General features: G+C 57.9%; 13 protein-coding genes. 9 read left to right on the top strand and 4 right to left on the bottom strand.

Translation table 11 applies throughout. The features are described 5' to 3' along the window. Positions 1-3: 3 nt before the first annotated feature. Positions 4-939, bottom strand: coding sequence for an ABC transporter ATP-binding protein (locus ACSEXW_RS13495; protein ID WP_438446686.1), 936 nt, complete (start codon positions 937-939; stop codon positions 4-6). A gap of 172 nt (positions 940-1,111) precedes the next feature. Here ACSEXW_RS13495 and ACSEXW_RS13490 point away from each other — a divergent pair, with 172 nt between their 5' ends. From ACSEXW_RS13490 to ACSEXW_RS13460, 7 genes are all read left to right on the top strand, one after another. After that, complete coding sequence (locus ACSEXW_RS13490; protein ID WP_438446685.1) at positions 1,112-2,242, top strand: sensor histidine kinase; 1,131 nt, start codon at positions 1,112-1,114, stop codon at positions 2,240-2,242. A gap of 21 nt (positions 2,243-2,263) precedes the next feature. Next, positions 2,264-2,920 carry a response regulator transcription factor gene (locus tag ACSEXW_RS13485; protein WP_438446684.1) on the top strand — a complete coding sequence of 219 codons (657 nt, stop codon included), beginning with the start codon at positions 2,264-2,266 and terminating at the stop codon, positions 2,918-2,920. A gap of 128 nt (positions 2,921-3,048) precedes the next feature. Next, complete coding sequence (locus ACSEXW_RS13480; RefSeq protein ID WP_438446683.1) at positions 3,049-3,789, top strand: hypothetical protein; 741 nt, start codon at positions 3,049-3,051, stop codon at positions 3,787-3,789. Positions 3,790-3,961: 172 nt separating this feature from the next. Beyond that, a complete protein-coding gene (locus tag ACSEXW_RS13475) occupies positions 3,962-5,050 on the top strand; it encodes a polysaccharide deacetylase family protein (protein WP_438446682.1) in 1,089 nt (362 codons plus the stop codon). 197 nt (positions 5,051-5,247) lie between these two features. Next, positions 5,248-5,973, top strand: a complete 726-nt coding sequence (locus tag ACSEXW_RS13470) for an ABC transporter ATP-binding protein (RefSeq protein WP_438446933.1) — start codon at positions 5,248-5,250, stop codon at positions 5,971-5,973. Beyond that, positions 5,973-7,013, top strand: a complete 1,041-nt coding sequence (locus tag ACSEXW_RS13465; RefSeq protein WP_438446681.1) for an ABC transporter permease — start codon at positions 5,973-5,975, stop codon at positions 7,011-7,013. The genes ACSEXW_RS13470 and ACSEXW_RS13465 overlap by 1 nt, the downstream gene beginning before the upstream one ends. Positions 7,014-7,054: 41 nt before the next feature. Next, entirely contained in the window at positions 7,055-7,723 is a 669-nt protein-coding gene (locus ACSEXW_RS13460; protein ID WP_438446680.1) for a TetR/AcrR family transcriptional regulator, read from the top strand. 30 nt (positions 7,724-7,753) lie between these two features. Here ACSEXW_RS13460 and ACSEXW_RS13455 read toward each other — a convergent pair whose 3' ends face one another. Next, positions 7,754-8,935 carry an MFS transporter gene (locus tag ACSEXW_RS13455; RefSeq protein WP_438446679.1) on the bottom strand — a complete coding sequence of 394 codons (1,182 nt, stop codon included), beginning with the start codon at positions 8,933-8,935 and terminating at the stop codon, positions 7,754-7,756. A gap of 226 nt (positions 8,936-9,161) precedes the next feature. On the opposite strand from ACSEXW_RS13455, the gene ACSEXW_RS13450 reads away from it, so the two are divergent. Continuing rightward, positions 9,162-10,634, top strand: a complete 1,473-nt coding sequence (locus ACSEXW_RS13450) for an aminotransferase class I/II-fold pyridoxal phosphate-dependent enzyme (protein ID WP_438446678.1) — start codon at positions 9,162-9,164, stop codon at positions 10,632-10,634. Between the two features lie 132 nt (positions 10,635-10,766). On the opposite strand, the gene ACSEXW_RS13445 is transcribed toward ACSEXW_RS13450, so the two are convergent. Next, positions 10,767-11,057, bottom strand: coding sequence for a DUF3055 domain-containing protein (locus ACSEXW_RS13445; RefSeq protein ID WP_438446677.1), 291 nt, complete (start codon positions 11,055-11,057; stop codon positions 10,767-10,769). Positions 11,058-11,257: 200 nt separating this feature from the next. On the opposite strand from ACSEXW_RS13445, the gene ACSEXW_RS13440 reads away from it, so the two are divergent. Next, entirely contained in the window at positions 11,258-11,680 is a 423-nt protein-coding gene (locus ACSEXW_RS13440; protein ID WP_438446676.1) for a DUF1885 family protein, read from the top strand. A gap of 63 nt (positions 11,681-11,743) precedes the next feature. On the opposite strand, the gene ACSEXW_RS13435 is transcribed toward ACSEXW_RS13440, so the two are convergent. Further along, positions 11,744-12,043 carry a DUF1292 domain-containing protein gene (locus ACSEXW_RS13435; RefSeq protein ID WP_438446675.1) on the bottom strand — a complete coding sequence of 100 codons (300 nt, stop codon included), beginning with the start codon at positions 12,041-12,043 and terminating at the stop codon, positions 11,744-11,746. Positions 12,044-12,090: the final 47 nt, after the last annotated feature.

The following is a 12,090-nucleotide window of genomic DNA, read 5'->3' as shown; positions in this document are numbered from 1 at the left end:
TCTCTAATCCCGGAGCTTCCTGCCTGTCAGCGACAGGAACAGCATCTCCAGATTAGCCTCGACCCGGTCCAGGGAACGGACGGCCATCTCATGCTTGGAGAGGATGAACAGGATGTCCTGGAGGTAGGGCTGGCTGGCTTTCATCTCAAGCTCGATGCTTCCGTCCACCGCTTTGACCTTATCGATCCGCGGATGGCGGCGAAGCTCTTCCAGAGCAGCCTCCTTCACCTCCGACGTTCGGATCACCAGCTTCTCGCCACTGCCCTCAAGAGCCCGGAGCTCAGGCTCGGTCCCGCAGGCGATCAGGCGCCCCTGGTCCATGATGCCGATCCGGGTCCCGATCGCCGCCACTTCCTCCATGTAATGCGTGGTGTAAATGATGGTGGAACCCATCCGGTTCAGCTCCTTCACCGAATCCAGGATGTGCTTCCGGGACTGGGGATCGATGCCCACCGTAGGCTCATCCATGATGATCAGCTTGGGGCGGTGTGTAATGGCACAGGCTATGTTCAGCCGTCGCTTCATGCCGCCGGAGAACCTGGAGGGCCTGTCCTTCTGACGCTCCTTCAAGCCCGTAAATTCTAGGGCTTCCTCCACCCGTTCGGCCAGCAGCCTCCCGGAAAGACCCTGAAGCCTCGCGAAGAAGACAATATTGTCCCGGGCGCTCAGATCCTCGAAGATGGCCAGCTCCTGCGGGACCAGACCGATGCGGCGCTTCACCTCCATCGGATCCCGGCCGACCGAATAGCCGTCAACCAGCAATTCCCCTTGGTCCGCTGGAATCAAGCCGCTCAGCATCTTAATCGTCGTGCTTTTGCCCGCCCCATTAGGGCCCAGCAGGCCGAAGATTTCCCCCGGCTCGATATTCAAATTCAGGTGATCGACGGATAAGGTACCGCCGTACCGTTTCACTACGTTTCGAATGGCGACCATGCTCACGGGCCGTAACCCCCTTTTGCCGTCTCTTCTGCATGTTAGTATTATAACGTCCCCTGCCCTCCCTTGGCAGGTAGAAAACGTCATCTTTGCGAAATGACTAAAGTCATCCCCGGTTTCCTTGTGCTATAATGACGACAGCAAGCCGCATCCTTTTTATGGGAAGGGGACCGCCGTGAATCCGCCTTTGGCCATCCTCCGTTATCTGTTATTACTGGCTGCCGCCGTGGCCATGCCTTACTATACCGAGATCTCTTCCTTCCCGGTCTATATCTCCCAGATCCTGCTCCTGCTCTGTCTGGTACGCATCCGGGAGCGGCCGCTTACCGCGCCTTACGCGACGCTGCTCTTCGCGGCGGAGGCTGTCTGGACGGCCTGGCTCGTGCATACATACGGAAGCATGCTCTTCATCCTGTTCTGGTCCCTGGCCGTATCCCTCTTCGACCGCCATGCTCCAGCCCTGCGCTTCCAGCTGGCAGGCGTACTCCTGATCCTGATGAATCTGTCCCTGTCCGGAGCGCCGGATGCCCGTCCCTTCGAGGCCAATTCCGGCTTCCTTGCCTTGTCCCTCGTGCTGTTCCGCTCCGTCAAGACGGAGGTGGGCCGCGAAGAGCTGCAGCAGCTGTATGACGAGCTCCGACGGAAGCATTATGAGCTGGAGGAAGCCCGGGCGCGGATCCTGGAATATGCCCGCATCGTGGAGGACAGCGCCCAGGCGGAGGAGCGCAACCGCATCGCCCGGGAGATCCACGACGATCTCGGGCACAAGCTCATCCGCTTGAAGATGATGCTGGAAGCGGTGCTGCATATCATGCCCGAGCATCCGGACAAGGGGATGGAGATGATCCGACAGGTCCGGGACCAGCTCACCGACAGCATGGAGTCCATGCGCAAGACGGTCCGGAAGCTGAAGCCGGAAGAGGCGGACGTTCACAGCTGGTCGCTGGAGAAGCTCATCGAGGAGCTGTCCCGCGAGCCCGGCTTCCGCATCCGATATCAGGTCCGGGGCGCACCGGTTCCCTTGTACCCCAGCTGCGAGATCGTGCTATACCGCAACACACAGGAAGCGATCACCAACGCCATCCGCCACGGAGGCGCCGACGAGATCGAAGTCGAGCTCCGGTATGGGGACAGCAGCGTGGAGCTTACGGTCAGCAACAACGGCACGGTCCCCAAGGACATGGGGCGCAAGGGACTTGGCGTCAGCGGCATGGAGGAGCGGACCCGTCTGGTCGGCGGAGAGCTGGCATTCGATATGACCGGCAGGTTTGCGGTGACGACCCGCATTCCGACGGTCCGAACTTAAGAACCTAAGGAGTGACATAGGATGATACGTTTGGCCATTGTAGACGACGACCCCTTCATCCGGGAGAGTCTGAAGCTGATCCTCGACTTGGATCCGGGGATAACGGTTGCCGGGACCTGCCAGAACGGAGCGGAGGCGGTGGAATTCGTCCGCAGCCATCCGGTGGATCTGGTGCTGATGGACATTCGGATGCCGGAATGCGACGGCGTCGAGGGCACCCGCCGCATCAAGAGCGAATTCCCCCAAGTGTCCGTTCTCATCCTGACCACCTTCGACGATGATGAGTACATCATCGAAGCCCTGCAGAACGGCGCAGGAGGCTATATGCTGAAGAATATCCCTCCGGACCGAATCATCGAGGGCATCAAGACGGTCCATGGCGGGAATATGCTGATCCATCCCCATATCGCCAAGAAGCTGGCCGGCCTTCTCCACCGGGATTCCGAGGCCCCTGCAGCCGTCAAGCCGTCAGGCGGCAAAAGCCTGGACACCTACGGCTTGACACAGGCGGAGCAGCAGGTGGTGCTCAAGATCTCCGAGGGCATGTCCAATAAGGAGATCGCCCAGGAGCTCTTCTTAAGCGAAGGAACGGTCAAAAATTACATCACCGAGATCCTGAGCAAGCTGAATCTGCGGGACCGGACCCAGATCGCCATCTTTTATCTTAAGAATCAATAAACGTCCGGATCTACGTAAAAATGTAATATGAATTTCATCTGGGCTTAAAGTAATTTTAAGGTTCATCGGATAGAATGGAAGATAACAACACAGGATATAGCCTGAATGCGAAAAGGAAGGTGATGGAAGTGAACACGTTACAAGCCAAAAAGATGCTGGCCGGAGCCATGGTGCTGTCGCTTGCAATCTCGGGAGGACTCTTGATCGGGAACGACCGCGCGGCTGCGGCGGGTTCCTCCGGGCTTTCCCGCCAAGGGCTGACCGTCGGGCAATTCGCCCAGCTTCAGGACATGAAGAACCGTTGGCGGAAGCAAACGGAGGATCACAAGGGCGGCACGGCTCTCGTCGAAGAGGCTGCAGGCATCCTCGGTATGGACCAAGAGCTCGTGAAGAAGCAGCTGACCGAGGGCAAGAGCCTGGTGGAGATCGCCGCCTCCAAGGGTATGAGCGAAGCCACCTTGAAGGAGAAGCTGCTGGCTGAGCGCTCCGCCAAGCTGGAGGAGGCCGTCAAGGCCGGCAAGCTGACCCGAGAGCGGGCCGACACCATCAAGAACCGGCTGCAGGAGCATATCGGCAGCAAGCTGAACCAGAAGGGCTGGAGCCCGGAAACCGGCTTCCATGGCCCAGGCCACCCCAAGAAGCACCCTGCCGGCGTCCTCTCCCAGGTCGGTCCGGAGAAGATGGCTTCCATCCTGGGCATGAGCAAGGAGGACTTGGTGAAGGAGCTGAAGGCCGGCAAATCGCTGGCGGATATCGCCCAGTCCAAGGGGATGTCCAAGGACCAGCTGGTCGCCAAGCTGAAGGAGGAGCTGACTCCCGTCTTGGAGAAGGCGGTTGAACGTAAGCACGAGCCGAAGAAGGATAAGTGAGGTCGATAAAAAGGCTGGAACCGGGCAAACGGTTTCCAGCCTTTTTGCCTATAATCCGACTGAAGCTCATTCCCGCCGATTCCCTGAAATAGGCTGCTCTTCCCCAGCATGGTCCCGATAGCCTCGGGCTACAATAGACGGTGATTGCATCGCGATGGAAAGGGTGAGCGGGATGAAGAGATGGTTGCGGACTGGGGTTCTGGTCTTCTTGTTGCTTGCGGGCGGCTGCCGTTCGGGAAACGATGCTGCGCCTTCTTCACCCCCGGCTTCCGGTGCGGGTACCTCCGGATGGAGCAGCGCGGACTTCCCGGCCGTTCCCCTTCCGGATTCCAACCAGGATCAGGACGCTGGAATCGGCAGCTTGTTCCTGTCCCCTTCCCCGACTTCCTGGGGGCCGGTAGTGACAGTGACACCGGGACCTGTGCCGGATCCTGTCACTCCCTCCCCTTCTCCCCCGCCGACTCCGGCACCGTCCTCGGTACCGCCGGCGGCCAAAGCTCCGAAGAGCGCCTCTACCGTCAAACCCCACGCGGCCAGCGCCATTCAAGGACAGCGTAAAAGCGCGGAGCAGAATAACGGTACATCCTCTAAAGCCCGGAGCGCCTCCTCGTTGTCGGAGCTCCGGCGCAAGTACGGGGACAGCTTTATTTTCCAAGGGAAGGCGGACCGGAAGCAAGTGGCGCTTACCTTCGATGATGCCCCCGATGTGACATTTACACCGAAGGTGCTGGACATTCTGAAGCAGCATAAGGTAAAAGCCACCTTCTTCGTGGTGGGCTACCGTGCGGTGGAGCATCCCGAGGTGGTCCGGCGGATTGTCCGGGAAGGCCACGTGATCGGCAACCATTCCTACGGACACTCCTTGCTCAAGAAGCTGCCCTCCTCCAAGTTCGTTCAGGAAATCCAGAAGTCCGAGCAGGTCCTCTCCCCTCTGGCAGGATACACCCCGCGTCTCATCCGGCCGCCCTACGGGGCCGTCTCTGACGAGGAGCTGGCGTGGCTGAAGGAGAACGGCTATCTGACCGTCAACTGGAACGTGGATCCGGAGGATTGGCGCGGACATTCCAAGGATGTGGTGCTGAAGCGCACTCTGGATACAGCGGGTCCCGGAGCCATCATCCTGATGCATTCCGCCACCGGCAAGGGAGGCAGCCTTCAAGGCACCGTTGATGCCCTGCCCGGAATCATCGAGGGCCTGAGGAGCAAGGGCTATGACCTGGTCACGCTGCCGGAGCTCCTGGAGACAAAGAAAAGCAAGTGATACGATCCAGCCTATCGGGATGATCCGGTAGGCTGTTCGGGCGCCATCATTTGAAAGACCCAAGAAATAAAAAATTCCAACGACCACTAAAAATGAGTGATTACTCACTTTACATTCTTCATGCGCGGAGTTATACTGAACTCATCTCAAAAATGAGTGATTACTCACTCTACAACAAAGGAGAATCCGCCATGTCCATGGAATCCCCTGTTTGTATTCTGACGCATGACGTCAGCCGCCGGTTCGGGGATAAGGAAGTCCTGCACGGCATTACGCTGGAGGTGCGGCGCAATGAAATCTTCGGTCTGTTAGGCCCTTCCGGCTCCGGCAAGACCACGCTGGTGAAGATGATCGCCGGCATCGACGAGGCCACTTCCGGGCACATCGAGGTGCTCGGACAGCCGATGCCCAAGCTGGCGATGCTGTCCCGGATCGGCTATATGGCCCAATCCGACGCTCTCTATACGGAGCTCAGCGCCAAGGAGAACCTGGAGTTCTTCGGCTCCTTGTTCGGATTGAAGGGTGGCAAGCTGAAGCAGCGGATGCAGGAGGTCATGGAGCTGGTCAATCTGACCGATCATCTGAAGCGCTCCGTCGGCTCCTATTCGGGCGGAATGAAGCGGCGGCTGTCGTTGGCCATCGCGCTGATGCATGAGCCCGAGGTGCTCATCCTGGACGAACCGACCGTCGGCATCGACCCTGTGCTCCGCAAGTCGATCTGGACCGAGCTGGAGACCTTAAGCAAGCGGGGCGTCACCATCCTCGTGACGACCCACGTCATGGACGAGGCCGACAAGTGCCACCGCCTGGGCATGGTCCGCGACGGGGCTCTCATCGCCGTCGGCACCCCCGAAGCTCTGAAGCAAGAAACCGGCAGCGCCAATATTGAGGAAGCCTTCCTCTTCTACGGAGGTGTACGCTGATGAGAATCCGCGCCTTAATCATCCGAATTCTCCGCCAGTTCATTCACGACAAACGCACCATGGCCCTTATGATCGCTGCGCCGATCCTGATCCTGTCCCTGATGTACCTGATCTTCAACGGCGACACGTATCGTCCGAAGCTCGGCACCTTCCAGGTGCCTGCCTCTTACACCGCCATCCTAACGGCCGCTGATGCCGACGTGACCGAATACTCCACGGCGGATCAGGCGGAGCAGGCGCTGTCCGACCGTTCGGTGGACGCGGTCTTCCGGCTGGACGGGGGGACGCCCCGCATCAAGCTGGAGGGCAGCGATCCCTCCAAGAACCGCGCCGTCATGATGCTGATCCAGCAGTCGATACAGGCTCAGGCCGCGGCGCAAGCCCAAGGCGCCAAGCTCCCCGCCCCCGTCTTCGAATACCTGCACGGCTCGGCGGACATGGCATCGTTCGATAACTTCGGCCCGGTCCTGATCGGAGTCTTTGCCTTCTTCTTCGTCTTCCTGATCGCCGGCATCTCGTTCCTGAAGGAGCGGACCAGCGGCACGCTGGAACGACTCCTGGCTACTCCTCTCCGCCGCTGGGAGATCGTGGTCGGCTATATTGCCGGCTTCGGGATCTTCACCATGCTGCAGGCCGTCCTGATCGCATGGTACTCCATCGAGGTGCTCGGCATGATGATGGTGGGCTCCTTCGGCTATGTCATCCTGATCACGCTCTTATTGTCCATGACCGCCCTGTCCTTCGGCACCTTCCTGTCGGCCTACGCCAACACCGAGTTCCAGATGATCCAGTTCATTCCGCTGGTCATCGTGCCCCAGGTGTTCTTCTCCGGACTGTTCGATCTGGACAGCATGTCGTCCTGGCTCCGCTGGCTCTCCAACATTATGCCGCTGAAGTACGGAGCCGACGCGCTCCGCAATGTCATGATTCGCGGAGAGGGCTGGAGCTCCATCGCCATCGACGTCTACCTACTGCTCGGCCTCTCCCTCTTCTTCATGGGGGCCAACGTTCTGGCATTGCGCAAGCATCGCAAAATATAGTACTCTATCTGGGAACGATACGCAGAAGGAGGAACACCTCCATGCCGCAGGATATGGAACAATGGCTGTCGGATCTGGTGCGCTTGACCGATGAAGACGACAGCGCCAAGATGACCGACAAGCAGGCCAAAATATTGGAAGCGGCCATCGAGATCTTTGCCGAAAAAGGCTACTCGGCTACCTCCACCAGCGAGATCGCCCAGAAGGCCGGCGTGGCCGAGGGTACGATTTTCCGCCACTACAAGACCAAGAAGGATCTCCTCTTATCCATCGTCGGACCGATTCTGACCAAGCTGGTCGCCCCCTTCTTCATCCGGGACTTCGCCAAGCTGCTGGATCTGCCCTACAGCCGGATGGAGGATTTCTACCGGGCGGTCGCCAAGAACCGGATCCAGTTCGCGCGGAGCAATGCCAAGCTGCTTCGGATCCTGATCCACGAGGTTCCCTTCCAGCCCGAGCTCTCGGGGCAGGTGAAGACGGTCTTTACCGAGCACGTGTATACCCGTGTGGAGAAGGTGATCCGTCACTTCCAGGAGCAGGGGCAGGTCATCGAGGCACCACCGTTCCGGATCATCCGGACGGCCGTAAGTCTGATTCTGGGGTACGCCATCACCCACGTCATGCTCATGCCCGACTATCCGGTTGACGATGACGAGGAGATCAACCATCTGGTGGACCTTCTCATGTATGGGATCTCTCCTAGACCTTGAAGCCTGCTTTCACAAAAAAAGCTGCAAGCCTCATGCGAGGTTTGCAGCTTTTTCGCTGGTGCGGGTGGTGATGGTGAACCGGGCCAACAGCAGGATGGCCGCCAGGCAGACCGCACCGCCGAAGGCGAAGGGGCCGAAGATGCTGTAGCTGTACAGGACGCTGCCCATCAGGAGAGGCCCCAGGATTCGTCCCAGGCTGTCCATGGAGGACATGAGGCCTGTCGCCAGCCCCTGGGACACCGTCGTCTTCTGGGTGATGAGCGAGGTGACGCAGGGGCGGATCAGGGCGTTGCCCGCGCCGAACACGCATAGATACAAGGTGGTCATGAGCCAGTTCCCCGGCAGCAGCAGGAGGAAGAAGCCTGCGGACGACAGCAGGAGCCCAAGAAGAATGGCCTTCCCCTCCCCGCCTTTCTTGATCCGCTTGCGGACCACGCCTCCTTGTATGGCGGCACCGACGATGCCGTTGGCAAAGAACATACCCGACGCCCCCAGCACCGACAGGTTCATCCGCTCCATCTCGTAGAGCTGGAAGACCGTCTCCAGACCCGCTAAGGTGAAGGAAACGAGGAAGGACAGCACGTACAGATACTTGGATACGCCTGAGAAGGCCGTCCACCTGGACTGCTTCTTGCCGGCAGCCTGAAGGGCACGCTTGTCCGGCGTCAACGACTCGTCCAGCACCCGGTAGGCGACCAAGAGTGCCAGCAGAGACAAGCCGGCCGAGGCGAAGAAGGGGACGCTGTTGCCGAAGATGCTGAGCAAGCCTCCCACTCCGGGGCCGATGACGAAGCCCAGTCCGATGGCCATCCCGACCATCCCCATCCCCTTCGTCCGGTTCTCTTCCGTGGTAATATCCGCTACGTAAGCGACTGCGCAGGAAGTAACGGCACCAGAGAACAAGCCGCCGATGAATCTCGACACGTACATCAGCCATAGGCGCTCGTCCGCCAGACCGAACAGGAAGAAGCTTAAGGCGAAGCCCGACAGTCCGATCAGAATGACGGGACGCCTGCCGATCCGGTCCGACCAGGAACCCCACAAGGGGGACATGATAAAGGAGGCGGCGGAGTATAGAGTCAGCAGCAGTCCCATGTGGGTATTGGCGCTGCCGGTATGCTCCACCATGACGGGGAGCACCGGAATGATGATCCCGAAGCCTACGAATACGGTAAGCAGCAGGAGTACGATAACGCTTAATTTGTTTTTCATGGGACCTCCGTTCCGATTGAGATTTGAGATCGCCGGCCAAGCCGGCTTCTTTACCCCGAATGGTACCATAACTCGCCTTGGAAGCAAAATTTTCCCGATTATGGCCCATTTCATGGGGATTTACAAAACGTTGACGAAAAATCTTCTTGCATCCTAGGTCCGTTTTGATATACTCATTTTGTTTGTTTTATTTATAGAAACGTTCGATGAAAGGAATGATGTCCTGATGGATCACCAACGCGCCCCCCTCTTCTCCGCTCTTACCAAGCATGCGGAGCGGAATCCCGTCCAATTCCATATTCCCGGCCATAAGAAAGGGGTAGGCATGGACCCGGAATTCCGGAACTTCATCGGAGACAACGCCCTGTCCATCGATTTGATCAACATTGCGCCCCTGGACGATCTGCATCAGCCTACCGGCGTCATCCTGGAGGCCCAGCGTCTGGCCGCCGACGCCTTCGGCGCCGATTACACCTTCTTCTCCGTCCAAGGGACCAGCAACGCCATCATGACCATGATCATGTCCGTCTGCAGCGCAGGCGATAAAATAATCGTTCCCCGGAACATCCATAAGTCGGTCATGTCGGCTATCATCTTCGCCGGCGCCAAGCCCATCTTCTTGAAGCCGGTGCGCGACCCGAATTACGGCATCGACCACGGCATCACCGTCCGCTCCGTCCGCCGCGCCCTGGAGAAGCATCCGGACGCCAAGGCGGTGCTCGTCATCAACCCGACCTACTTTGGCGTATGCGCCAACCTGAAGGAAATCGTGGACATCGTCCACGGCTACAATATTCCCGTGCTCGTGGACGAAGCTCATGGTGCCTTGATTCACTTCCACGAGAAGCTTCCGCTGTCCGCCATGGCGGCCGGCGCAGACATGGCCGCCACCAGCGTCCACAAGCTGGGCGGCTCCATGACCCAGAGCTCCGTGCTGAACATCAAGGGCGACCGGGTAAACCCGCGGCGGGTCCAAACCATCATCAGCATGCTGACCACCACATCCACCTCCTACATCCTGCTGGCATCCTTGGACACGGCCCGCCGGAATCTGGCTCTTCATGGCCATGAGCTGGCAGAGCATGCCATCCGGCTCAGTGAGAGAGCGCGGGCTACTATCAACGAGATTCCGGGTCTCTCCTGCTACGGCAGAGAAATTCTGGGAGAAGAGGCCACCTTCGACATGGATCCGACGAAGCTCTGCATCCACGTACGGGAGCTGGGCATTACGGGCTACGACGCGGAGAACTGGCTTCGCGACCGGTTCAACCTGGAAGTGGAGCTTTCGGATATGTACAACATCCTCTGCTTCATCACCCCCGGAGATACGGAGGAGACCGTAGGCATCCTGCTGGCGGCGCTTCGGCAGCTTTCGGACGAGAACTATAATATCCGCGAGGCCAAGGAGCTCATCGTCGTGGAGACGCCGCCGATTCCGCAACTGACCTTGTCGCCGCGGGACGCCTTCTACGGCGACACGGAGATCATTCCGTTCCGGGAGTCCGCAGACCGGATCATCGCCGAGTTCATCTACGTCTATCCACCGGGCATCCCGATTCTTCTGCCGGGCGAGGTCATCTCCCAGGAGAACATCGACTATATCATCGACCATGTGGAAGTCGGTCTCCCGGTGAAAGGTCCCGAGGACCGCAGCATCGAGTTCGTCAAGGTGATCGTCGAGACCAACGCGATATTCTAAGAATGTACTCACCCCAAAAAAGGAACCGCAGCCGGAAGGCAGCGGTTCCTTTCTTTTCCGGTCCGGAGGCTGCCTTCGGGAATCCCCTTCGGCAGTCCGGATATATGGAGTGGTGCATCAAGGATGCGGGCGTCAATACTGCTCGTGGCTGGTTACGGCCGGTAGCCGCTGTCGGAGGAATAACGACAGCTCTTCGGTTTCTGTCGGGCCGGAGATGTTGAACACATGCTGGAGATACTCCTTGTTCTCCAAGTCATGCTCGCACAGAAGCGCCGACTTGCCCGTTTGCATGCAGATCACCAACGGTTTGCCGAAGAAGCTGTCGGTATACACGATGGCGAAGTCGTACCGGGCGGTTTCCGAAACGTAACCGATAAAGTTGACCTGGGAGCGCTCTGATACGTCGTACAAACGATCAAACATGTGATCTACCTCCTGTCCATGAGTTTTCTGAATATTGCATTTATTATTATATCAAAAGGACTTTAAATAAACCACACTTTTTAACGATTTTTTCGCGATCAATTATTTTTATCATTTTAGAAGAATTGTCATGAAGAGTTTGAAATGCTATGATGTGGAATGAACTTATGACACCGCAACGACGGGAACAGGAGGATCACATGAGCCAAAGCGCTTACATCAAATTCGTGGAAGGTTCCGCGGTTTCGTCTTTGTCCTTGGACGAATTGAAGGATCTGCTGTTGAAATATAAGGACCAGCTAACCCTGACGGGTCAGCAGCTGGATTGGGAATACGGCGACAAGGGCTTCCCTTATACCATCGAGATCAAACCCGAGGGCGAAGGCAAATGGTTTATGCTGAAGGCCACCAACGGGTATTACAAGTATATTCTGGCAGGAGTCGGCTCAGAATCCGCAGGCGAATCAGGCGAGCAGTCTTTCGTTCAGATCACGCTGCCGGACGGCGCCACCTCCGGAGACAAGTCCAAGGCCAACGAGTTCTGCAAACACCTCGCCAAGCAGCTCAAGGCCGAGCTGCACCTGTTCAACAAGCGGGTTATGTATTATAATCCGCGCAAATAAGAAGCCCCGGATCCATGCAAAAAACCCTTCGGCTGCCCGAAGGGTTTATTACGTATCCGGCTATTATTGTTCGTTCTGAACGATCTCTTCGTAGGCGGCAACGACTTTCTGCCATTCTTCGTCGGTCTCGATATTCACCAGGTAGGCATCTTCGCCTTCCTGCTCGATCCGGAAGATCACGCCGTCGGATTCCGGGTTGTTGCGATCCAGAAGAACCGCGTAGACTTTCTCGTCACTCTCGAAGGAGTAAACCATGACCATCTCGCGCTCTACGCCTTCTTCGTCTGCGATCATGAAGATTTCTTCTTCATGTTCATGATCATGATCGTGCCCGCAACCGCACTCGTGGTTATGCTCGGCCATGTGGAAACCTCATTTCATGTGATGTACTTGCTCCCTGTATCGTATCA

Origin of the sequence: Oryzibacillus soli (genome assembly GCF_051594765.1) — a bacterium.
GTDB lineage: Bacteria > Bacillota > Bacilli > Paenibacillales > NBRC-103111 > Paenibacillus_AR.
The sequence above is the reverse complement of the archived record's forward strand: the minus strand, read 5'-3'. Positions and strand labels throughout refer to the sequence as shown.